A 22,288-nucleotide genomic window follows, 5' to 3' on the forward strand; every position below is an offset into this window, starting at 1 on the left:
TGACGGAGGGGGAGGTAAGCGACCACTCTTGTTGCGTGTCCTCCCCTCCGTCATGCCTCGGGCATGCCACCTCCCCCTTGCGGGGGAGGAATTCTAAGGCTGGCTATCGATCCGACCTAGCGCCCGACCAGCCAGCGGCCGAAGCGCGGTACGGCGCCGTGGCGGGTCATCCAGTAGCTATAGGCGCGGTAGACCGGATCCAGGCCGAGGTGGCGTTCCTCGGTGCGGGCGCGCCAATAATAGATGCCGGTGACCACGCCCATCAATGCGGTGGCGCGCACCGCGTCGATCAGGCTGCCGGTGGTGAGGATCGGCAGGGTCGACAGCCACCAGAACAGGTTCTTCGACAGATAGGCCGGATGGCGCGACCACGCGTAAGGCCCGTGCGTCAGGATGCCGCGATGGGTCAGGTTGGAGAAGCGCAGCCCGAACGCGACCGTCGCCCAGGCGTAAAGCGCGGTCAGCAGCACGAGGATCGCACCCCATATCGCCGATACGGTCGGATGGCCGGCGAACCAGAATGTCCAGTCCTGCGTCCCCGGATGATAGTCGAGCGGGCCGCCCGACTCCATCAGGATGAACGGCGGATAGCAGATCAGCGCGGCGGTCCATGCGGCGGCATAGGGGTTGGCGCTGCGGATGTGCGCGTCGAGCGGGCGCAGCGTCAGGACATAGCCGACGGTGGCGAAGCTGACGTCGATGACGAACATGAGCCCAATCAGCCATTGCACCAGCGCGACGGGATCGCGGAGGCTCGCCCGGTCGATGTGGATGAAGCCCGCCCAATTGCCGGGCAGCACCGCGAGCATGAAGGCGAGGAAGAACGCCTTGACCGCCCAGGCGCGGAGATGGCCGTAGATCGCCTCGGGCACGACGCCGGGCTGGCCGGTCAGCCACGCGCCGAGGTGCCAGGCGCCGTCACGCGGCTCGACGAGATATCGGTCGATCCAGAGCACATATGGCACGGCGAGGATCGCGACGATCGGCATGACCCAGCCGAAACACCACATGGCGAAGGCGAAATTGCCGTCCCAATAGAAGCGCCCGATGCCGTAGAGGAAGGCGATACCGCCCCAGGTGAGATACAGGCCGGCGAGCTTGGTCAGGCTGACGTCGCGGCGCTCCGCCAGCGGACGTGGATCGTGCCAGTCGATGCCGGTGCTGGCGCGACGATGCACCTTGTCGACCAGCAGCGACCAGCCGATCATGGGCAGCGCGCAGGCGACGAGTGCGACCAGCGCCGCATAGGGGCCATCCATGCCGATCGCCAGCGCCGCCGCCAGCCACGCGAACAGCCCGGCGATGCCGGCCAGCCCGACGCCATGACCGACGGCAGACGCGGGACGCTGGTCGGCCGATGCGGGGACCTGTTCGGGATCGTGCTCCATCCCGGCGACTTAGCGCGGCAACGGTAAGCAAGCCATGAACCACGACGGGACGCGATCTTGGGTCTTGACCCCGCATGCCGCGCGACGATAAGCCGCGGCTCGATCGACGCCCCCGGGCCGTCAGGTCGTGCGGGTATAGTACAATGGTAGTACAGCAGCCTTCCAAGCTGAATACACGGGTTCGATTCCCGTTACCCGCTCCACGCCCTTGAGCGCCGACGGCTGCGGCCGATCACCGGCCACAGCCGCCGTTACGATCAATGGTCGGCGGTGCCGGGTTCCGCCATCTTGCGATGCTGTTCGGCGAGCACCGCATTGGGCGTGACGTTGGCGACGGCCGACTGGATCTTGTTCTTCCAGCCGGACACGACCGCGGCCTTGCCTTCCATCAGCGCGTCCCAGCCGTCCGCGGCGACCTTGGCGGGGTCGTCCTTCTTGGGATCGCTGCCGACATCGGTGTCGAGCATGTCGCCGCGCGCGAAGAATTCGGTGTCGGTCGGTCCCGGCATCAGATTGGTGAGCGTGACGCCGTCGGCATCCTTGATCTCGTTCTGCAAGGCGGCGACGAAGCTGTCGAGGAACGCCTTGGTGCCGTTGTAGACCGCCTGGAACGCGCCGGGAATGTAACCCGCGATCGAACCGGTCACGAGCACCTTGCCGTCGTTGCGCGCGACCATGCCGCGCAGCACCTTCTGCAACAGATAGGCGGTGCCGGTGATGTTGGTGTCGACCACCGCGCGCCAATCCTCGACCGATTGGTCGAGAAAGGCATGGCCGAGACCGCGGCCGGCATTGGCGCAGAGCAGGTCGATCCGCCGCCCGCCTGCCGCTTCGAGCAGGCGATCGACGCCTTCGGGGGTCGACAGGTCCGCCTCGAGCGCCTGGACGTCATGCTCGTACTGGCGGAAGTCGGCCGCTGCCGCCTCGATCAGCGGCTCGTCGGCGACGACGAGGATGTCGTAACCGTTGCGCGCGGCGAGCGACGCCAGTTCGAAGCCGATGCCCGTCGAGGCACCGGTGATGATCGCGAATTTGTCAGCCATATGCGGTATCCTTGGATGGAAAGACGATCAGGCGACCATGCCGGGCTTCAGCACGATCTTGGTGGTTTCGTTCTGATGGTTCTTGAACAGGTCGTAGCCCTTGGGCGCGTCGGTCAGCGGCATGCGATGCGAGATCAGGAACTCGGTGTCGATCTTGTCTTCCATAATCGCGTTGAGCAGCGCCGGCATATAATGCTGGACGTGGGTCTGGCCGGTCTTGAGCGTCAGCCCCTTCTCCATGAACGCGCCGAGCGGGAATTTGTCGACGAAGCCGCCATAGACCGCCGGCATCGAGACGCGGCCACCCTTGCGACAGGCGATGATCGCCTGACGGATTGAATGCGGGCGATCGGTGCCGAGGAAGGTCGACGCCTTGATCTGGTCGATGATGTTGTCGACGAACATGCCGTGCGCTTCCAGCCCGACCGCGTCGATCACCGCATCGGGACCGATGCCGCCGGTCATCTCCATCAGCGCCTCGTAGGTGGCGCTTTCCTCGAAGTTGATCGTCTCGGCGCCGAAGCGCTTGGCGAGTTCGAGGCGGTGGGGGAAATGGTCGATCGCGATGACGCGCTCGGCACCCATCAGGAATGCCGATTGCACCGCGAACAGCCCGACCGGGCCGCAGCCCCAGACCGCCACCGTATCGCCCGGCTCGATCTGCGCATATTCGGCCGCCTGCCAGCCGGTCGGCAGGATGTCCGACAGGAAGAGCACCTTGTCGTCGGAGACGCCGTCGGGGATGACGATCGGGCCGACGTCGCTGAACGGCACGCGGACATATTCCGCCTGGCCGCCGGCATAGCCGCCGGTCATGTGGCTGTAGCCGAACAGGCCCGACATCTCGTGGCCGTACAGCTCCTGCGCGATGTCCTGATTGTCGGCGGGCAGACCGTTGGGGCAGGCCGAATATTGATGCTTGCCGCAATGGTAGCAGCTGCCGCAGGCGATGGTGAACGGCACCACGACGCGCTGCCCCTTCTTGAGCGTCGACTTGGCGCCCACCTCGACCACTTCGCCCATGAATTCGTGGCCGAGGATGTCGCCGGCCTGCATCGTCGGGATATAGCCGTCGTAGAGGTGGAGATCGGAACCGCAGATCGCGGTCGAGGTGACCTTGATGATGCAATCGCGATCGTTGACGATCTCGGGATCGTCGACCGTGTCGATGCGGACGTCGTGCTTACCGTGCCATGCGAGCGCTTTCACAGGCCCATCTCCTCGAACTGCTTGGGGTTCATCGCGGGCGTGGCGATCTCGCCGGTCTCCATGAGCTGCTTGAAGCGGCGCAGGTCGCGGCGGGCCTGGATCGCGGGCTCGCGCTGGAACATCTTGGCGATCAGCTTGCCGACGACGCCGCCGGGCGGGTCATAGGCGATCGTCGCGGTCACCACCGTGCCGCGCGGGCCGGCGTCGCGGAACTCGATGCGGCCCGAATTGGCGACGTCGGCGCCGGGTTCGGAGGTCCAGGCGATCAGCCGGTCCTGCTCTTCCTGCGTGATCCGCGCGTCCCACTCAACGGTAGCGCCGGCAGGCGCCTTGACCACCCAATGCGACAGCTTGGCGTCGACGACATCGATCGACACCACATTCTCCATGAAATGCGGCAGGTTGGTGAAATCGCGGAAAAAGTCGTAAAGTTCGCGCACGGGCCGGTTGATCGTCACCGATCGTCCGGCCACCGAACTGCCCTGCTCCTCGATCAGCGAGGCGGTGGTGGCGTCGGCAGCATCGCCGTGCTTGTAGGTCGTGGAGGGCGCGTCATCGCGTCGGTCGGTCATGCTGGTCTCCCTTCGCAAGACCGCTCCAACCCGTCGAGAGTCGCACCCGTTCCTATCGTTACGCGTGTGGATTCAAATAGATAAAGCTGATTTTACCACGCGATGCAGGACGTTTCCGATCGGCTGCGGCGCTGGGTGCAGGCCCTCCCCGCCGAAGCGGGGAGGTGGTGGACAGGGCTGGATTCGAACCAGCGTACGCTTGCACGGGCAGATTTACAGTCTGCTGCCTTTAACCACTCGGCCACCTGTCCAGATGGGCCGCTTCGCTGAAGCGAGGCGGCCTATTGGCGAAGCGAAACGCGGCTGTCAACGCGCCCGCGGCGGTTTTTCGCATCGCCCTCGCCGGCTTGCGCGAACTGCGACCGCCGCCTAGCACCGGCCGCAACGTTCGCCGGGGACCTTCATGCGCCACTTCCTGCTCGCCACCGCCGCCCTTTGCATCGCACTGCCCGCCGCGGCGCAGGACCGCGCCGGGCTTGCCGCGATTATCGATCAGGGCACCAACCACAGCCAGGTGGTGCAGACCGCGCAATATCTCACCGACGTGATCGGCCCGCGGCTCGCCAATTCGCCGGGCGCGCGCGCCGCCGAGGCCTGGACGCAGGGCAAGTTCCGCGAATGGGGGCTGCGCAACGTCCGCAAGGAAGGCTTTGCCTTCGGCCGCGGCTGGGGAATCGAGCGCGCCAGCGTGCGGATGGTGACGCCGCGCGCTGTCCAGCTCACCGCGATTCCCGTCGCCTGGACGCCGGGGACCAACGGCACGCTCACCGCGCCGGTGATCGTCGCGCCGATCGCGCGCGAACGCGACTTCGCGAAATATCGCGGTCAGCTCCGCGGCAAGATCGTGATGGTCACGCTGCCCCGCGCCGCCAAGGACCCGACCGAACCCGACTTCCGCCGCCTGACCGGCGACGACATCGCCAGGCTCGACCAGTTCCAGCAGCCCGATTACGACCCCGCCAGCATCAACCGCCGCGCCAAGCGGCTCGATTACACCAAGAAGCTCGACGCCTTCCTGAAGGCGGAGGGCGCGGTGGCGATGGCGACGATGTCGTATCGCGACGGCAAGCTGGTGCATGGCGAGGGCTATCTGTTCGGCACCGGCGATACCGCGACGCTGCCCGCGGTGCAGATCGCGCAGGAGGATTATCTGCGCCTCGCCCGGCTCGCCAAGATCGGCCCGGCGCCGACGCTGGAGATCACCAGCGACGTCCGCTTCGACGACAGCGACGCCAACGCCTATAACGTCATCGCCGAGATCCCCGGCACCGACGCCAAGGCTGGCTATGTCATGGCCGGCGCGCATCTCGACAGCTGGGTGGCGGGCGACGGCGCGGCGGACAATGGCGCCGGATCGGCCGAGGTGATGGAGGCGGCGCGCATCCTCGCCGCGAGCGGCGTGCGGCCGAAGCGCACGATCCGCTTCGTGCTGTGGGGTGCGGAGGAGGAAGGCCTGCTCGGCAGCCTCGCTTATACCAAGGCGCATCTCGCCCGCCGCGGCGCGCCGGCGGACCAGCCGGCTGGCGTCGATTATGGCTTTTCCGATCGCTGGCCGATCGTGCCGCTGCCCGGCCACGGCGAACTCGCCGCCTATTTCAACATCGACAACGGCTCAGGCAAGCTGCGCGGCCTGTATGCCGAGAACAATCCGGCGGTGGTGCCGATCTTCCGCGAATGGCTCGCGCCGCTCGCGTCGATGGGCGCGGCCAACGTCGTCGCGCGGCAGACCGGCGGCACCGATCACGTGCTGCTGCAGCAGGTGGGCATCCCCGGCTTCCAGTTCGTCCAGGACCCGCTCGATTACGGCAGCCGCGTCCACCATTCGTCGGTCGACACGTTCGACCATCTGAAGCCCGAGGATCTGCGGCAGGGATCGATCGTCCTCGCCTCGGTCCTGCTTTCCGCCGCCAACGCCGACAAGGCGCTGCCCCGGCCGCCGCTGCCGACGCAGCCGGTGGTCACCGACCCCTTTGCCTATAGCGATGCCAATGATGACTGATGCCATGACCTCAAATTCCGCGAGCGCGCGCTGATGGCGCGCCGTGGCCACCGCCCGTCGACGGGCACCGCCAACCGGCCCAAATTCTGGGGCCGGCATCCGGTGACGGCGGCGCTCGCCAACCCGAACCGCGTCGTGCGCAAATTGTGGGGGACGCGCGAGGCGCTCGCCTCGCTCGATATTCCGGCGTCGATGCCGGTGGTCTATGCCGATGTCGCCGATCTCGGCCGGCTGGTGCCCTCCGACGCGCCGCATCAGGGCCTCGTCGCCGAGGTCGAGCCGCTCGAGGACAATTGGCTCGCCGATCTGCTGATCGAGGGCAAGGACGACCAGAGACCGCTGGTGGTGCTAGATCAGGTCACCGATCCGCACAACGTCGGCGCGATCCTGCGCTCGGCGGCGGCGTTCGACGCACTCGGCATCGTCACGCAGGACCGCCATGCGCCGCCCGAGAGCGGCACGGTCGCGCGCGCGGCCTCGGGGGCGCTGGAGACGGTGCCATGGGTGCGGGTCGTCAACCTCGCACGCGCGCTGGAGGAGATCGCCGAGGCGGGGTTCTGGCGGATCGGGCTCACCGGCCATGCAGAACAGACGCTCGCCGAAGCTTTGGGGACGCAGCGCATCTGCATCGTACTCGGCGCCGAGGGCGAGGGCATGCGCCAGAATACCGAGGCGCATTGCGACGAACTCGCCAAGCTGCCGATCAGCGAGAAGGTGGAGAGCCTCAACGTGTCAAACGCCGCGGCGATCGCGCTGTACGCAGTGGCGGCGCGGTAGCGTCCTAATTCCTCCCCCGCCAGGGGGAGGTGGCAGGCCGAAGGCCTGACGGAGGGGGAGGATACTGCGAACTTGGTTGTTTGCGGCAACGCCCCCTCCACCACCGGCCTGCGGCCGGCGGTCCCCCTCCCCCGCTTCGCGAGGAAGGAATTTGGCTTAATCCTCCCCCGCGATCGTCACCTTCAGGCCATCGAGCGCCGGCGTCATCTGGATCTGGCACGACAGGCGCGAGGTCGCGTTACGCTCGTCGCTCGAATCGAGCAGGTCGTCCTCGTCCGGCCCCATCGCCGGCAGCTTGTCGGCAAACGCCGGATCGACGTGGACGTGGCAGGTGGCGCAGCTGCAGCAGCCGCCGCATAGCGCCAGCAATTCGTCGATGCCGGCGTCGCGGATGACCTCCATCACCGACAAACCGGCCTCGCCGTTGATTTCGCGTTCTTCCCCCTCACGCGTGACGACGATAAGCTTGGGCATGACAGTCTCCGATACAGTTGCCGACGGCCATGCCGCGCGTTGGGTCAAGGATCAAGCATGGGCCTGAGCGCCGAACAGATTCGCACGGCGATGGATGCACTTGCATTGACGGAGCCGGCCTTCGCCGCCGGCCTCGCCCGCGTCGGCTATCCGCCGCCGCGGTTGCGCGAGCGCGGCTATGCGACGCTGCTGCGCACGATCCTCGGCCAGCAGGTGAGCGTCGCGTCGGCCGCCGCGGTGTATCGCAAGCTCGAGACGTTGGTCGGCGATCCCGGCGATCCCCACACCATCCTCGCGGCGAGCGACGAGACGCTGCGCGCCGCCGGCCTGTCGCGGCAGAAAGCGAGCTATGCGCGCAGCCTCGCCGAGGAGGTGACCAGCGGGCGGCTCGATCTCGATCATCTGCCCGCGGACGACGAGGAGGCGATCGCGCAGCTCGTCCGGGTCAAGGGGATCGGCCGGTGGTCGGCGGAAATCTATCTGCTGTTCGCCGAGGGACGCGAGGATGTCTGGCCGGCGGGCGACCTTGCGGTGCAGATCGAGGTCGGGCGGCTGCTCGGCCATGACGAGCGGCCATCGGAGAAACTGACGCGCGCGCTCGCCGAGGCATGGCGGCCGCATCGCGGCGCGCTGGCTATCTTCACTTGGCACCATTATGGTGCGGGTCCTGATGTGGACGCGGCGCCGGTTTAGCGCGGGGGCGACGGTCGGGGCCTCAGCGAAAATCCTCCCCCGCCAGGGAGTGCCGGGTTGAACGGCCCCCGGCCGTTCAAGGTCATGCCGGGGGCATGACCGACCCGGCACTGTGGCGCGGCGAAGCCGTGACGGAGGGGGAGGACACGGAACAGACGTGTCGCTTACCTCCCCCTCCGTCATGCCTTCGGCATGCCACCTCCCCCTGGCGGGGGAGGACTTTTTTTCAAAGCCCCTGACGCCGCCCCGTCCTCACACATGGCGGGGGTGTGGACGGGCGCAAGTGTCTGATCCGCCGCCTCTCCCTCGTCCGATAGTTGCAGCCGATTGATCCAGCCGGCGCGCTCGCACCTTGCCCGCGCGCGCCGCTTCCGCCACACACCGGCGCCATGACGCCACCCGCCTCTGCCCCAGCCGTATCCCTCAGCGGCAGCCACCGCAGTATCGCGGTGCCGGTGGGCGGCGCGGGGTGGCGGCGGTTGGCGGCGTTCATGGGGCCGGGGTTCCTCGTCGCGGTCGGCTATATGGACCCGGGTAATTGGGCGACCGACATCGCCGGCGGATCCGCCTTCGGCTATACCTTGCTGTCGGTCATCCTGCTGTCGAACCTGATGGCGATCGTGTTGCAGGCGCTGTCGGCGCGGCTGGGCATCGCCGCCGGGCTCGACCTCGCGCAGGCGTGCCGGGCCTATTATTCGAAACCGGTGTCGATGTTGCTCTGGCTGCTCGCCGAGATCGCGATCATCGCCTGCGACCTCGCCGAGGTGCTGGGCACCGCGATCGCGCTGCAATTGCTGTTCGGCATCCCGCTGGTATGGGGCGTGATCGTCACCGCGCTCGACGTGTTCCTGATCCTCGCGCTGCAACGCTACGGCTTCCGCAAGATCGAGGCGTTCATCGTCGCGCTGCTGCTGATCATCGCCGGCTGCTTCGCGTTCGAGCTGTTCAGCGCGCGGCCCGACATGGGCGCGGTGCTGGCGGGCTTCGTGCCGTCGCCGGGGATCGTCACCGATCCCGCCAAACTCTATCTGGCGATCGGCATCCTCGGCGCGACGGTGATGCCGCACAATCTCTATCTCCATTCCTCGATCGTCCAGACCCGCGCGTTCGAACCGAGCGATGCCGGCAAGGCGGAGGCGGCGAAATGGGCGACGATCGACAGCACGGTCGCGCTCGGCCTCGCCTTCTTCATCAACGCCGCGATCCTGATCGTCGCCGCGGCGGTGTTCCATACCGCCGGCCGCACCGAGATCGCCGAGATCGACGAGGCCTATCGCCTGCTCGCGCCAATGATGGGCGTCGGCGCGGCGAGCATCGTATTCGGCGTCGCGTTGCTCGCCTCGGGACAGAATTCCACCGTCACCGGGACGCTCGCCGGGCAGATCGTGATGGAGGGGTTCCTCAACCTGCGGCTGCCGGTGTGGCTGCGGCGGATGGTGACGCGGCTGCTCGCGATCGTGCCGGCGGTGTTCGTCGTCGGCCTGTCGGGTGACGGCGGCGCGACCAAGCTGCTGGTGCTGAGCCAGGTGGTGCTGAGCCTGCAATTGCCGTTCGCGGTCGTGCCGCTGGTGCTGTTCACCGGCCAGTCGCGGGTGATGGGGCGGTTCGTCAGCCCGTGGTGGCTGCGCACGCTCGCCTGGGGCATCGCGGCGATCATCATCGGGCTCAACCTGACCTTGCTCGTCGGCATGCTCTGACGCCGGATCGGCCGTTTTCGCGGGTGACTTTCGCGGACCGGCATCGTCTACTGCCCCCTCCTCTTGCTTCGGACATGCCGTGACAGACAGCCAAGCCGCCGCACCGACCGACCCCCGCCCCGCGCTCGCCTCGGCGATCGTCGACACGCTCGTCCACCGGATCGGCAAGGACGCGCAGGCGGCACGGCCGCACGACTGGCTCGCCGCGACGATCCTGACCCTGCGCAACGAGATCATCGAACGCTGGATGGAATCGACCAAGGCGGCGCATGCCGCCGGAGCGAAGCGGGTCTATTACCTTAGCCTCGAATTCCTCATCGGCCGGCTGCTGCGCGACGCTTTGTCCAACCTGCGCCATAACGACGAGGTCGCCGACGCGCTCGCCAGCCTGGGCGTCGACCTCGCCGCGATCGAGGAGATCGAGCCCGATGCCGCGCTAGGGAATGGCGGGCTCGGGCGGCTGGCGGCGTGTTTCATGGAGAGCCTCGCCAGCCTCGACCTGCCCGCTTACGGTTATGGCATCCGCTATGTGAACGGCATGTTCCGCCAGCGGCTCGACGACGGCTGGCAGGTCGAGCTGCCGGAGAATTGGCTCGCCCACGGCAACCCCTGGGAGTTCGAGCGGCGCGAGAGCGCCTATTTCGTCGGCTTCGGCGGCGAGGTCACCGCGACCGCGGCGGGCCAGATCCACTGGTCGCCCGCCGAGGCGGTCGAGGCGGTCGCGGTCGACACGCCGATGGTCGGCTGGCGCGGCAAGCGCGTCAACACACTGCGATTGTGGAACGCCCGCGCCTTCGACCCGATCAAGCTCGACCGGTTCAACGCCGGCGATTTCGAGGGCGCGCTCGCCGGGCAGATGCGCGCCGAGACGCTGACCCGCGTGCTCTATCCCAACGACAGCACGCCGGCGGGGCAGGAATTGCGGTTGCGGCAGGAGTATTTCTTCTCCTCCGCATCGATCCAGGACATCGTCCGCCGGCACCTGCAATATTTCGGCGATATCCGCACTTTGTCCGACAAGGCGGCGATCCAGCTCAACGACACGCACCCGGCGGTCGCGGTCGCCGAACTGATGCGGTTGCTCACCGATTTCCACGAACTGTCGTTCGACGAGGCGTGGGACATCACCCGGGCGACCTTCGGCTATACCAACCACACGTTGCTGCCCGAGGCGCTGGAAAGCTGGCCGCTGCCGTTGTTCGAGCGGTTGCTGCCGCGGCACATGCAGATCGTCTATGCGATCAACGCCAGATTGCTGCGCGAGGCGAGCAAAGTCGATGGCATCGACGGCCGTGCGATCGCCGCGATCAGCCTGATCGACGAGGGCGGCGAGCGGCGCGTCAGGATGGCGAACCTCGCCTTCGCCGGCAGCCACAGCGTCAACGGCGTGGCGGCATTGCACACCGAATTGATGAAGAAGACGGTGTTCGCCGATCTTCACACACTCTATCCCGACCGCATCAACAACAAGACCAACGGCATCACCCCGCGCCGCTGGCTGCAGCAGTGCAACCCGGGCCTCACCGGCCTGCTGGTCGAGGCGATCGGCGAGGATTTCAAGGACGACGCCGCCAAGCTGACCGCGCTCGCGCCCTTCGCAAATGATTCATCGTTTCGGGAGCGTTTCGCCGCCGTTAAGCGTTCGAACAAGGTGACGCTCTCGACCTACATCAAGGACAGCATGGGGCTGGCGCTCGACCCGGATGCGATCTTCGATGTGCAGATCAAGCGCATCCACGAATACAAGCGCCAGTTGCTCGGGATCGTCGAGGCGGTGGCGCTGTACGACCAGATCCGCAGCCATCCCGAGCGCAATTGGGTGCCCCGCGTCAAGCTGTTCGCCGGCAAGGCGGCGTCGAGCTATCATACCGCCAAGCTCGTCATCAAACTGGCGAACGACGTCGCCAAGCGGATCAACGCCGACCCCGCGGTCGGCGACCTGCTGAAGGTGGCGTTCATCCCCAATTACAACGTGAGCCTCGCCGAGCGGATCATCCCCGCCGCCGATCTGTCCGAGCAGATCTCGACCGCGGGCATGGAGGCGTCGGGCACCGGCAACATGAAGTTCGCGCTCAACGGCGCGCTGACCATCGGCACGCTGGACGGCGCCAATATCGAGATCAAGGATCATGTCGGCGACGACAATATCTTCATCTTCGGCCTCACCGCCGACGAGGTCGCCGAGAAGCGCGCGAGCGGCTATCGCGGCCGCCAAGTGATCGAGGGGTCGCGCGAGCTGGCGCAGGCGGTCAACGCGATCGCGTCGGGCGTGTTCTCGCCCGACGATCCCGATCGCTACAAGGGGCTGATGGACGGTTTGTACGAGCATGACTGGTTCATGCTCGCCGCCGACTTCGACGCTTATGCCGCCGCGCAGCGACAGGTCGATACACGCTGGAGCGATGCCGATGCTTGGGGCCGGTCGGCGGTGCTCAACGTCGCCAACATGGGCTGGTTCTCGTCGGACCGGACGATCGGCGAATATGCCAAACAGATCTGGGGTGTGATGTGAAACCGCCGCGTGGCGCCATCGCCGCATTGCTGGAAGGGCGCCACGACGATCCGTTCTCGTTGCTCGGCACGTTCGCCGGGCCGGAAGGGACGTTCGCGCGCGCCTGGATCCCCGGCGCCGAGACCGCGGAAGCGCATGATCTCGCCGGGACGCCGCTGGGCGCGCTGACCCGGATCGAGGATGCCGGCCTGTTCGAAGGTCCGATCGCCGGTGCGCCGCAGCCGATCAGACACAAGGCACAGGGGTTCGGCGCGGAATGGTGGGTGACCGATCCCTATAGTTTCGGGCCGGTGCTCGGCCCGACCGACGATTATCTGATCGCCGAGGGCTCGCATTTCCGCCTCTACGACAAGATGGGCGCGCATCTGATCGAGCATCAGGGCGCGAGCGGCATGCATTTCGCGGTATGGGCCCCCAATGCGCGGCGCGTTTCGGTGGTCGGCGACTTCAACGACTGGAACGACACCCGCCACGTGATGCGCCGGCGCAGCGACATCGGCGTGTGGGAAATCTTCCTGCCCGACGTCGGGGCGGGTCGCAGCTACAAATTCGCGATCGTCGGACCCGACGGCACGCTCCAGCCGCTGAAGGCCGATCCCTTCGCCTTCGCCGCCGAACTGCGGCCGAAGACCGCATCGATCACCACCGCGCCGCCCGCACACGTCTGGGGCGACGACGCGCATCGCGAGACCTGGGCGAAGGTCGATCCGCGCCGGGTGCCGGTCAGCATCTACGAGGTCCATGCGGGAAGCTGGGACAAGGATGCGAACGGCTGGTATCTGTCGTGGGACGCGCTCGCCGACCGGCTGATCCCCTATGTCGTCGACCTCGGCTTCACCCACATCGAATTCATGCCGATCAGCGAGCATCCCTATGATCCGTCATGGGGCTATCAGACGACGGGGCTCTACGCGCCGTCGGCACGGTTCGGCGATGCGGACGGGTTCGCGCGCTTCGTCGACGGTGCGCATCGCGCCGGGATCGGCGTGCTGCTCGACTGGGTGCCGGCGCATTTCCCGGTCGACCCGCACGGCCTCACGCGCTTCGACGGCACCGCTTTGTACGAGCACGAAGACCCGCGGCTCGGCTTCCATCCCGACTGGAACACCGCGATCTACAATTTCGGGCGGCGCGAAGTGCGCTCGTTCCTCATCAACAACGCGCTGTTCTGGCCGGAACGCTATCATGTCGACGGCCTGCGCGTCGATGCGGTCGCCTCGATGCTCTACCGCGACTATAGCCGCGAGGCGGGCGAGTGGATCCCCAACGACGAGGGCGGCCGCGAGAATTGGGAGGCGGTGAGCTTCCTGCGCGAGATGAACCGCGCGGTCTACGGCAAGGAAGACGGCGTCTTCACCGTCGCCGAAGAATCGACGAGCTGGCCGGGCGTGTCGATGCCCGCGTTCGAGGAGGGGCCGCGCGAGGCGCTCGGCTTCGGCTTCAAGTGGAACATGGGCTGGATGCACGACACGCTCCAGTATTTCGCGCGCGAGCCGGTGCATCGCCGGCACCATCACGGCGAGATCACCTTCGGCTTCGTCTATGCCTTCGACGAGAATTTCGTGCTGCCGCTGAGCCACGACGAGGTCGTCCACGGCAAGGGATCGCTGCTGACCAAGATGGCGGGCGACGACTGGCAACAATTCGCCAATCTGCGCGCTTATTACGCGTTCATGTGGGGTTATCCGGGCAAGAAGCTGCTGTTCATGGGGCAGGAATTCGCACAGCGGCAGGAATGGAGCGAGGAGCGCGCGCTCGACTGGCATCTCGGCCAGTCCGCGGCGCATGGCGGCGTGCGCAGGCTGGTCCGCGATCTCAACCGCCTCTACCGCGATACCCCGGCGCTGCACGCGCGCGATTGCGAGCCGGAAGGGTTCGAATGGCTGATCGGCGACGATGCCGCAAATTCGGTGTTCGCCTGGCTGCGCAAGGCACCGGGCGAGCGACCGGTGGCGGTGATCGCCAACCTGACGCCGGTGGCGCGGGCGCCGTATCGCATCCCCCTGCCCCATGACGGACGCTGGCGGGAGATCATCAATTCCGACGCGCACGATTATTGGGGATCGGGCCTCGGCAATCTCGGCGGGGTCGAGGCCAAGGACGGCGCGGCCTGGGTGACGCTGCCGCCGCTGGCGACGGTCATGCTGCAATTCGACGGCTAAGCGCGCGACGCGCGCACCGATAACGACGATATTTGGAGGGAGCCGATGGTAGACAGACGAGGACAGCCGCTTTCGCGCGACGCGATGGCATACGTGCTGGCGGGCGGGCGCGGCAGCCGGTTGATGGAGCTGACCGACACGCGCGCCAAGCCCGCGGTGTATTTCGGCGGCAAGAGCCGGATCATTGACTTCGCGCTGTCGAATGCGATCAATTCGGGCATCCGCCGGATCGGCGTCGCGACGCAATACAAGGCGCATTCGTTGATCCGCCATCTCCAGCGCGGCTGGAACTTCCTGCGCCCGGAGCGCAACGAGAGCTTCGACATCCTGCCCGCCTCGCAGCGCGTGTCGGAGTTCCAATGGTATGAGGGTACCGCCGATGCGGTGTTCCAGAACATCGACATCATCGAGACGTATAACGTCGAGTATATGGTGATCCTGGCCGGGGATCACATCTACAAGATGGATTACGAGATCATGCTCCAGCAGCATTGCGACAGCGGTGCGGACGTGACCGTCGCCTGTATGGAGGTGCCGCGGATGGAGGCGGTGGCGTTCGGCGTGATGCACGTCGACGAGACCGACCGGATCATCGACTTCGTCGAGAAGCCCGCCGATCCCCCCGCGATCCCCGGCCAGCCCGATATCGCATTGGCCAGCCTCGGCATCTACGTCTTCCGCACCAAGTTCCTGATCGAGCAGCTCAAGCGCGACGCCGCGACCGAGGGTTCGGCACGCGACTTCGGCAAGGACATCATCCCCTATCTGGTCGAGCATGGCGTCGCGCAGGCGCATCGCTTCTCGAAGAGCTGCGTGCGGACCAGCGAGGAGCCGGCGGCCTATTGGCGCGACGTCGGCACGGTCGATGCCTATTGGGAGGCGAACATCGACCTCACCGATATCATCCCGCAGCTCGACGTCTACGATCACGAATGGCCTCTCTGGACCTATTCGGAGATCACCCCGCCGGCGAAGTTCGTCCATGACGAGGACGGGCGGCGCGGTTCGGCGGTGTCGAGCCTCGTGTCCGGCAATTGCATCGTCTCTGGCTCGGCGATCCACCGCAGCCTGTTGTCGACGGGCGTGCGGGCGCACAGCTTCTCGTCGCTCGATGAAGCGGTGGTCCTCCCCTATTGCCATATCGGCCGCAACGCGCGGTTGAGCCGCGTGGTGATCGACCGCGGCGTCGTCATCCCCGACGGGCTGGTCGTCGGCGAGGACCCCGAGCTGGATACGCGCCGGTTCCGGCGGACCGACAAGGGCATCTGCCTGATCACCCAGCCGATGATCGACCGCCTCGATCTGTGAGCCTGTCCGTCCTCTCGGTCGCCTCGGAGGCGTTTCCGCTGGTCAAGACCGGCGGGCTCGCCGACGTGGTGGGCGCGCTGCCCGATGCGCTGGCGCCGCATGGCGTCGCGACGACGACGATGATCCCGGGCTATCCGGCGGTCGGCAAGGCGGTGAAGGGGGCGAAGGTCGTGCGGCGCTGGCGCGACCTGCTCGGCGTCGAGGCGCGGCTGCTCAGCGCGCGGATCGGCGAGCATCCGTTGCTGGTGCTCGACGCGCCGGCGCTGTTCGCGCGTCCGGGCGGGCTCTACGACAAGCCCGACGACTGGCACCGCTTCGCGGCGCTGGCGCGGGCGGCGGCGGAGGTGGCGCAGGGCTATGACGTGCTCCACGCGCACGACTGGCAGGCGGCGCTGGCACCGGCCTATCTGCGCTACCGGCGCACCGCACAAAGCCGTACCGCCAGCGTGATGACGGTCCACAACATCGCCTTCCAGGGCCAGTTCGGGGCGGAGGTGTTCGCCGGACTGGATTTGCCGGACGAAGCCTATGCGATCGACGGCGTCGAATATTACGGTGGTGTCGGCTTCCTGAAGGCAGGGCTGGAGGCGGCCGATGCGATCACCACGGTCAGCCCGACCTATGCCGCGGAGGTCCGCGAGCCGCGGTTCGGCATGGGGCTGGAAGGGCTGATCGAGACGCGGCGCGACCGCGTGCACGGCATCGTCAACGGCATCGATCCCGCCGTGTGGAACCCCGAGACGGACACCGCCCTGCCGAGCCGCTTCACCGCGCGGGCGCTCGGCCGGCGCAAGGCGAACAAGCGCGCGGTCGAAAAGGTGTTCGGGCTCGACAAGGGCGACGGCCCGCTGTTCACCGTCATCAGCCGGCTGACGTGGCAGAAGGGCATGGACGTGCTCGTCACCTGCCTCGACGAACTGGTCGCCGGCGGCGCGCGGCTGGCACTGCTCGGCTCGGGCGATGCGCATCTGGAGGCGGCGCTGCTCGCCGCGGCGGCGCGCTATCCGGGGCGGATCGCGGTGACGATCGGCTATGACGAGCCGCTGTCGCACCTGTTGCAGGGCGGCGCGGACGCGATCCTGATCCCGTCGCGCTTCGAGCCGTGCGGGCTGACGCAGCTCTACGGCCTCGCCTACGGCTGCGTGCCCGTCGTCGCGCGCACCGGCGGGCTCGCCGACACGGTGATCGACGCCAACGAGGCGGCGCTCGCCGCCGGCGTCGCCACCGGCTTCCAGCACGGCGAGGCGAGCCATCATTCGCTCGGCCACGCGATCCGCCGCGCCATTGCCGCTTACGCGCGCCCCGATCTATGGTGCGCGATCCAGCGCAACGGGATGCGCGCCGATTTCTCCTGGTCGGAAAGCGGCCGCCGCTATGCCGACCTCTACAAGAGCCTGACAGGAACCGCATGATCCGTACCGTCGCCAGCCAAGCCTATTCCGACCAGAAGCCCGGCACGTCCGGTTTGCGCAAGAAGGTCACCGTCTTTCAGCAGCCCGATTATGCCGAGAACTTCGTCCAGGCGGTGTTCGACGTGATCGACGGCAAGGACGGCGCGACTTTGGTGATCGGCGGCGACGGCCGCTTCCTCAACCGCGAGGTGATCCAGAAGGCGATCCGCATCGCCGCGGCGAACGGCTTCGGCCGCGTCGTCGTCGGGCGCGGCGGGCTGCTGTCGACCCCGGCGGCGAGCAACATGATCCGCATCCGCAAGGCGCTGGGCGGGCTGGTGCTGTCGGCGAGCCACAATCCCGGTGGGCCGACCGAGGATTTCGGGATCAAATACAATATTGCCAACGGCGGCCCGGCGCCCGAGCAGGTCACCGAGGCGCTGTACGAGCGGACGAAGACGATCGATCGCTGGCTGACGGTCGATGCCGCGGACGTCGATCTCGACACGCTCGGCGAGGTGACGGTCGGCGACATGACGGTCGAGGTGGTCGACCCGGTCGCGGATTATGCCGCGCTGATGGAGCAACTGTTCGACTTCGACGCGATCCGCGCCGCCAAGCTGACGATGGCGTTCGATGCGATGAGCGCGATCACCGGGCCCTATGCGACCGAGATCCTGGAGAAGCGGCTCGGCTTCGCGGCGGGCACGGTGCGCAACGGCGAGCCGCTGGAGGATTTCGGCGGGCATCACCCCGACCCCAATCTCGTCCACGCGCACGAATTGTACGAGACGATGATGGCGGCGGATGCGCCGGATTTCGGCGCGGCGTCGGACGGCGACGGCGACCGCAACCTCATCATCGGGCGGGCCCGGTTCGTGACGCCGTCGGACAGTCTCGCGATGCTGGCGGCCAACGCGCATCTCGCGCCAGGCTACAAGGCCGGCCTCAAGGGGATCGCGCGATCGATGCCGACCAGCGCCGCGGCGGATCGCGTCGCGGAGAAGCTGGGCCTGCCGATCTTCGAAACGCCGACGGGGTGGAAATTCTTCGGCAATCTGCTCGACGCCGGCATGGCGACGATCTGCGGCGAGGAAAGCGCCGGCACCGGATCGGATCACGTCCGCGAGAAGGACGGGCTGTGGGCGGTGCTGCTGTGGCTCAACATCCTCAGCGTTCGGGGCGAGTCGGTCGACGCGATCGCACGCGATCACTGGGCGACCTATGGCCGCAACTATTACGCCCGCCACGATTACGAGGGCGTCGAGAGCGCGCGCGCCGATGCGCTGATGGCCGAGTTGCGCGGCAAGCTCGGCACGCTGACGGGGACGGAGGTCGCCGGGCTGAGAATCGCGGCGGCGGACGATTTCGCCTATACCGATCCGACCGACGGCTCGGTGAGCCGCAACCAGGGCGTGCGCATCCTGTTCGAGGGCGGCAGCCGCGTGGTGTTCCGCCTGTCGGGCACCGGCACCAGCGGCGCGACGTTGCGGGTGTATCTGGAACGCTACGAGCCGGCGGGCGGCGATCTCGATCGCGAGACCGGCGAGATGCTGGCGGATATCGTCGCGGCGGCGGATGCGATCGCCGGCATCGTGCAGCACACCGGACGGACCGAGCCGGACGTCATCACGTGAGCGACGCGCCCGCGCTGGGCGCGATCTTGTACGATGGCGGAGTCCGGTTCGCGGTGCGCTCGGCGACGGCGGTGACGCTGTGCCTGTGGGACGGCGCGGTCGAGCGGCGGGTGGCGATGGCCGGTGCGGGTGGCATCTGGTCGGTGGACGTGCCGGGGATCGAGGCCGGCCAGCGCTACGGGTTCCGGGCGGCGGCCGATCCCGCCAAGCTGCTGGTCGATCCCTATGCCGTCGAGCTGGACCGGGCGTTCGTTTATGACCCGCGGCTCGGTCAGCCGGGAGTCGAGACGGGCGTGCTGGTGCCTTGGGGCGTGGTGGTCTCGTCCGATTCCGCGCGCCGGACCCCGGCGGAGGCCGGGGTCCAGTTGGGCGACGGCAGCGACTTGCCCCCGAGGCCTTCCCAACCGGGCCCCGGCCTCCGCCGGGGTTTCGAAGGGAATGAGGCCGGCGCCCTCTCCCCACCGCTCTTCACGCCCGGCGGGCTGATCTACGAACTCAACGTCCGCGGGTTCACGATGCTGCATCCGGATGTGTCGGAGGCGCAGCGGGGGACGATCGCGGCGCTCGCGCATCCCGCGGTAATCGCGCATCTGCAACGGTTGCGGGTGAGCGCGATTGAGCTGATGCCGATCGTCGCGTGGATCGATGAGCGGCATCTCCCGCCGCTCGGGCTGCGCAACGCCTGGGGCTATAATCCGGTGGTGCCGATGGCGATCGATCCGCGGCTGGCGCCGGGCGGGATCGCCGAGCTGCGCGAGACCGTCGCGGCGCTGCGTGCGGCGGGGATCGGCGTGATCCTCGACCTCGTCTTCAATCACACCGGCGAGAGCGATGTCTACGGGCCGACCCTGTCGCTGCGCGGTTTGGACGAGCGGCTGTATCATGCGCATGCCGACGACGGCACGCTGATCAACGACACCGGCACCGGCAACACGCTCGATTGCTCGCGACCCGAAGTGCGCGCGCTGATCCTCGCCAGCCTGCGGCATTTCGCGCGGCTCGGGGTCGACGGCTTCCGGTTCGATCTGGCGCCGGTGCTGGCGCGCGGGCCGGGGTTCGATCCGCACGCGCCGATCTTCGCCGAGATCGCCGCCGACCCCTTGCTCGCGAGCCGCATCATGATCGCCGAGCCGTGGGACATCGGGCCGGACGGGTATCAGCTCGGGCGTTTTCCGGCGCACTGGCTCGAATGGAACGACCGCTATCGCGACGATGTCCGGCGCTTCTGGAAAGGCGACGGCGATGCGGGCGCGCTGGCGACGCGGCTCGCCGGATCGGACGACGTGTTCGGCGGCGGCGACACGCGCAGCGTCAATTTCATCGCGGCGCACGACGGCTTCACGCTCGCCGATACCGTCGCCTATGCCGAGCGGCACAATCACGCCAACGGCGAGGACAATCGCGACGGCCACGGCGACAACCATAGCTGGAACAACGGCGTCGAAGGGCCGAGCGACGATCCCGCCGTCGTCGCCCGTCGCGATGCCGACCGGCGCGCCTTGCTGGCGACGCTGTTCGCGTCGCGCGGCACGATCCTGCTGACCGCGGGCGATGAATTCGGGCGGACGCAGGGGGGCAACAACAACGCTTATGCGCAGGACAATGCGATCGGCTGGGTGGATTGGGCCGGGCGCGATCGGGCGCTGGAGGATTTCGCCTGCGCGCTGGCGGCATTCCGCGCGGCGGCGGGTCTGGATCGCGTCGCGCCCTATGACGTGCCCGACTGGCGGCGGCTGGACGGTGCACCGATGCGGCAGGATGATTGGGCCGGCGCCGACGGCTTCGCGCTGCGCTTGCCCGACGGCGAGCGGCGCGTCACATTGCGGGTCGATCGCCGGGCGCGGCGCGTGACGCTGGGCCATGGCACGCTGTTGGAGAGTCGCGCATGATCCGTCCCTTGATGCTGTCGCTCGCCGGGCTGCTCGTCGCCGCCGCACCGCTGTCGCCGGCGCAGCGCTTCGGTCCGCTGTTCCGCGACGTGCAGATGCGGCAGGTCTTTCCGGATTCGAAGACCTTCGCCGATGCCGAGCCGCGGCGGGGCGATGCTGCGATCCTCGCCGATTATCGTCGCTGCGACTGCAAGGACGATGCCGCGCTGAAGGCGTTCGTGCTCGCCAATTTCACCTTGCCGGTGACGCCGGCGGCGCCGCCGCCGTCGCGCAAGCTGGGGCTCGCCGAGCATATCGACGTGCTGTGGCCGCAACTGACGCGGACGCTGCCGACCGTGCCGGCGGGATCGTCGGCGCTGCCGCTGCCCAAGCGCTTCGTGGTGCCGGGCGGGCGATTCCGCGAGATGTATTATTGGGATAGCTGGTTCACGATGCTCGGACTGCAAGTGTCCGGGCGGCAGGATCTGGTCGAGGACATGGTCGCCGACTTCGGCAGCCTGATCGATCGCTACGGGCGCATCCCCAACGGCACGCGCAGCTATTATCTCAGCCGCTCGCAACCGCCGTTCTTCTACCTGATCGCCGGCCTGTCGAAGGACACGGCGACGCTGGCGCAGCGCACGGCATGGATGCGCGCCGAGCATGATTTCTGGATGGCGGGGGCCGCCGGGCTGCGGCCGGGCGGCGAGAACGCGCGCGTGGTGCGGCTGACGGACGGGTCGCTGCTCAACCGCTATTGGGACGATCGCGACGATCCCCGCGACGAGAGCTATCGCGAGGATGCGTCGCTGGTCGCGGCGACGCCGGGGCGCGATGCGAAGGCGATGTACCGCGACCTGCGCGCCGGCGCGGAGAGCGGCTGGGACTTCAGCTCGCGTTGGCTCGGCGACGGGCGGACGCTGGCGACGATCCGGACGACGCGGATCGTGCCGGTCGATCTCAACAGCCTGATGTACGGGATGGAGCGCAGCATCGCCGACAATTGCCGCCTGCTCAAGGATGCCGGCTGCGCCGCTACGTATGCGGCGGCGGCGGATGCGCGGGAGAAGGCGATCGCGGCGCATCTGTGGAACGCCGCGGGCTATTACGCCGATTACGACCTCGACGCGCGCCGCGTCGCCGACGGGCGGACCGCGGCGATGGCTTACCCCCTGTTCGTCGGCCTCGCTTCGGCGGAGCGGGCGAAGGCGACCGCGCAGGCGCTCGCGCCGCTGGTCGGCGAAGGCGGGCTCGGAACGACCGCGGTCAAGACCGGGCAGCAATGGGACGAGCCCAACGGCTGGGCGCCACTGCAATGGATCGCGATCCAGGGGCTGCGCCGCTATCGCGAGGATGTGCTGGCGAAGCGGATCGCGACCAACTGGCTGGCGACGGTCAGCCGCGAATATGCGGCGAGCGGCAAGCTGCTCGAAAAGTACAATGTCGTCGAGCGGCTGCCGGGTGGCGGCGGCGAATATCCGCTGCAGGACGGCTTCGGCTGGACCAACGGCGTGACGCGCGCGCTGCTCGCGGCGGGGGATGCCCCGCCGCGCTAGGC

The 22,288-nt window shown here is 67.7% G+C and carries 16 protein-coding genes and 2 tRNA genes; 12 read left to right on the forward strand and 6 right to left on the reverse strand.

Annotated elements, in window-relative coordinates; all coding sequences use genetic code 11:
- Window positions 1–116: 116 nt before the first annotated feature.
- Window positions 117–1,388 carry a methyltransferase family protein gene (locus SFC76_RS10225; protein ID WP_322849368.1) on the reverse strand — a complete coding sequence of 424 codons (1,272 nt, stop codon included), beginning with the start codon at window positions 1,386–1,388 and terminating at the stop codon, window positions 117–119.
- Between the two features lie 129 nt (window positions 1,389–1,517).
- On the opposite strand from SFC76_RS10225, the gene SFC76_RS10230 reads away from it, so the two are divergent.
- A tRNA-Gly gene (locus tag SFC76_RS10230) sits at window positions 1,518–1,591 on the forward strand.
- A gap of 54 nt (window positions 1,592–1,645) precedes the next feature.
- Here the strand turns inward: SFC76_RS10230 and SFC76_RS10235 are convergent.
- The 4 genes from SFC76_RS10235 to SFC76_RS10250 form a co-directional block, all read right to left on the reverse strand.
- Window positions 1,646–2,431: an SDR family NAD(P)-dependent oxidoreductase gene (locus SFC76_RS10235; RefSeq protein ID WP_322849369.1), complete on the reverse strand. Its 786-nt coding sequence runs from the start codon at window positions 2,429–2,431 to the stop codon at window positions 1,646–1,648.
- A gap of 27 nt (window positions 2,432–2,458) precedes the next feature.
- Window positions 2,459–3,640, reverse strand: a complete 1,182-nt coding sequence (locus SFC76_RS10240; RefSeq protein ID WP_322849370.1) for a zinc-dependent alcohol dehydrogenase — start codon at window positions 3,638–3,640, stop codon at window positions 2,459–2,461.
- The gene (locus SFC76_RS10245; RefSeq protein ID WP_322849371.1) at window positions 3,637–4,212 is read right to left on the reverse strand and encodes an SRPBCC family protein; all 576 of its coding nucleotides are present in this window, start codon (window positions 4,210–4,212) and stop codon (window positions 3,637–3,639) included. Before SFC76_RS10245 ends, SFC76_RS10240 begins: the two co-directional genes overlap by 4 nt.
- Before the next feature lie 165 nt (window positions 4,213–4,377).
- Window positions 4,378–4,463: transfer RNA gene (locus SFC76_RS10250), tRNA-Tyr, on the reverse strand.
- Window positions 4,464–4,615: 152 nt separating this feature from the next.
- Here SFC76_RS10250 and SFC76_RS10255 point away from each other — a divergent pair.
- Window positions 4,616–6,211: a M20/M25/M40 family metallo-hydrolase gene (locus SFC76_RS10255; protein WP_322849372.1), complete on the forward strand. Its 1,596-nt coding sequence runs from the start codon at window positions 4,616–4,618 to the stop codon at window positions 6,209–6,211.
- A gap of 33 nt (window positions 6,212–6,244) precedes the next feature.
- A complete protein-coding gene (gene rlmB / locus SFC76_RS10260; protein WP_322849373.1) occupies window positions 6,245–6,988 on the forward strand; it encodes a 23S rRNA (guanosine(2251)-2'-O)-methyltransferase RlmB in 744 nt (247 codons plus the stop codon).
- A gap of 156 nt (window positions 6,989–7,144) precedes the next feature.
- On the opposite strand, the gene SFC76_RS10265 is transcribed toward rlmB, so the two are convergent.
- On the reverse strand, window positions 7,145–7,462 hold the full coding sequence (locus tag SFC76_RS10265; RefSeq protein WP_179508309.1) for a 2Fe-2S iron-sulfur cluster-binding protein: 318 nt from the start codon (window positions 7,460–7,462) through the stop codon (window positions 7,145–7,147).
- A gap of 57 nt (window positions 7,463–7,519) precedes the next feature.
- Here SFC76_RS10265 and SFC76_RS10270 point away from each other — a divergent pair, with 57 nt between their 5' ends.
- The 9 genes from SFC76_RS10270 to treA all read left to right on the forward strand — a co-directional run bounded on the left by SFC76_RS10270 (window position 7,520) and on the right by treA (window position 22,286).
- Window positions 7,520–8,155 carry a DNA-3-methyladenine glycosylase 2 family protein gene (locus SFC76_RS10270; protein ID WP_322849374.1) on the forward strand — a complete coding sequence of 212 codons (636 nt, stop codon included), beginning with the start codon at window positions 7,520–7,522 and terminating at the stop codon, window positions 8,153–8,155.
- Window positions 8,156–8,544: 389 nt separating this feature from the next.
- The gene (locus tag SFC76_RS10275) at window positions 8,545–9,852 is read left to right on the forward strand and encodes an Nramp family divalent metal transporter (RefSeq protein ID WP_322849375.1); all 1,308 of its coding nucleotides are present in this window, start codon (window positions 8,545–8,547) and stop codon (window positions 9,850–9,852) included.
- A 79-nt stretch (window positions 9,853–9,931) separates the two neighbouring features.
- Complete coding sequence (locus SFC76_RS10280; RefSeq protein WP_322849376.1) at window positions 9,932–12,364, forward strand: glycogen/starch/alpha-glucan phosphorylase; 2,433 nt, start codon at window positions 9,932–9,934, stop codon at window positions 12,362–12,364.
- Complete coding sequence (gene glgB / locus SFC76_RS10285) at window positions 12,361–14,526, forward strand: 1,4-alpha-glucan branching protein GlgB (protein WP_322849377.1); 2,166 nt, start codon at window positions 12,361–12,363, stop codon at window positions 14,524–14,526. Before SFC76_RS10280 ends, glgB begins: the two co-directional genes overlap by 4 nt.
- 45 nt (window positions 14,527–14,571) lie before the next feature.
- Complete coding sequence (glgC, locus tag SFC76_RS10290) at window positions 14,572–15,834, forward strand: glucose-1-phosphate adenylyltransferase (protein ID WP_322849378.1); 1,263 nt, start codon at window positions 14,572–14,574, stop codon at window positions 15,832–15,834.
- Entirely contained in the window at window positions 15,831–17,246 is a 1,416-nt protein-coding gene (gene glgA / locus SFC76_RS10295; RefSeq protein WP_322849379.1) for a glycogen synthase GlgA, read from the forward strand. The genes glgC and glgA overlap by 4 nt, the downstream gene beginning before the upstream one ends.
- The gene (locus SFC76_RS10300) at window positions 17,243–18,862 is read left to right on the forward strand and encodes an alpha-D-glucose phosphate-specific phosphoglucomutase (RefSeq protein WP_322849380.1); all 1,620 of its coding nucleotides are present in this window, start codon (window positions 17,243–17,245) and stop codon (window positions 18,860–18,862) included. Before glgA ends, SFC76_RS10300 begins: the two co-directional genes overlap by 4 nt.
- Entirely contained in the window at window positions 18,859–20,751 is a 1,893-nt protein-coding gene (locus SFC76_RS10305; RefSeq protein ID WP_322849381.1) for an isoamylase, read from the forward strand. Before SFC76_RS10300 ends, SFC76_RS10305 begins: the two co-directional genes overlap by 4 nt.
- On the forward strand, window positions 20,748–22,286 hold the full coding sequence (gene treA, locus SFC76_RS10310; RefSeq protein WP_322849382.1) for an alpha,alpha-trehalase TreA: 1,539 nt from the start codon (window positions 20,748–20,750) through the stop codon (window positions 22,284–22,286). Before SFC76_RS10305 ends, treA begins: the two co-directional genes overlap by 4 nt.
- Window positions 22,287–22,288 lie beyond the last annotated feature (2 nt).

The organism is Sphingomonas sp. CD22, from assembly GCF_034556155.1.
In the GTDB taxonomy this organism is placed as follows: Bacteria; Pseudomonadota; Alphaproteobacteria; order Sphingomonadales; family Sphingomonadaceae; genus Sphingomonas.

Excerpts from the sequence above, each read along its gene's own strand:
- SFC76_RS10270 (WP_322849374.1), top strand. The coding sequence starts at position 7,520 with ATGGGCCTGAGCGCCGAACAGATTCGCACGGCGATGGATGCACTTGCA.
- SFC76_RS10235 (WP_322849369.1), bottom strand. The coding sequence starts at position 2,431 with ATGGCTGACAAATTCGCGATCATCACCGGTGCCTCGACGGGCATCGGC.
- glgC (WP_322849378.1), top strand. The coding sequence starts at position 14,572 with ATGGTAGACAGACGAGGACAGCCGCTTTCGCGCGACGCGATGGCATAC.
- SFC76_RS10300 (WP_322849380.1), top strand. The coding sequence starts at position 17,243 with ATGATCCGTACCGTCGCCAGCCAAGCCTATTCCGACCAGAAGCCCGGC.
- rlmB (WP_322849373.1), top strand. The coding sequence starts at position 6,245 with ATGGCGCGCCGTGGCCACCGCCCGTCGACGGGCACCGCCAACCGGCCC.
- SFC76_RS10225 (WP_322849368.1), bottom strand. The coding sequence starts at position 1,388 with ATGGAGCACGATCCCGAACAGGTCCCCGCATCGGCCGACCAGCGTCCC.
- SFC76_RS10255 (WP_322849372.1), top strand. The coding sequence starts at position 4,616 with ATGCGCCACTTCCTGCTCGCCACCGCCGCCCTTTGCATCGCACTGCCC.
- treA (WP_322849382.1), top strand. The coding sequence starts at position 20,748 with ATGATCCGTCCCTTGATGCTGTCGCTCGCCGGGCTGCTCGTCGCCGCC.
- SFC76_RS10265 (WP_179508309.1), bottom strand. The coding sequence starts at position 7,462 with ATGCCCAAGCTTATCGTCGTCACGCGTGAGGGGGAAGAACGCGAAATC.
- SFC76_RS10275 (WP_322849375.1), top strand. The coding sequence starts at position 8,545 with ATGACGCCACCCGCCTCTGCCCCAGCCGTATCCCTCAGCGGCAGCCAC.
- SFC76_RS10245 (WP_322849371.1), bottom strand. The coding sequence starts at position 4,212 with ATGACCGACCGACGCGATGACGCGCCCTCCACGACCTACAAGCACGGC.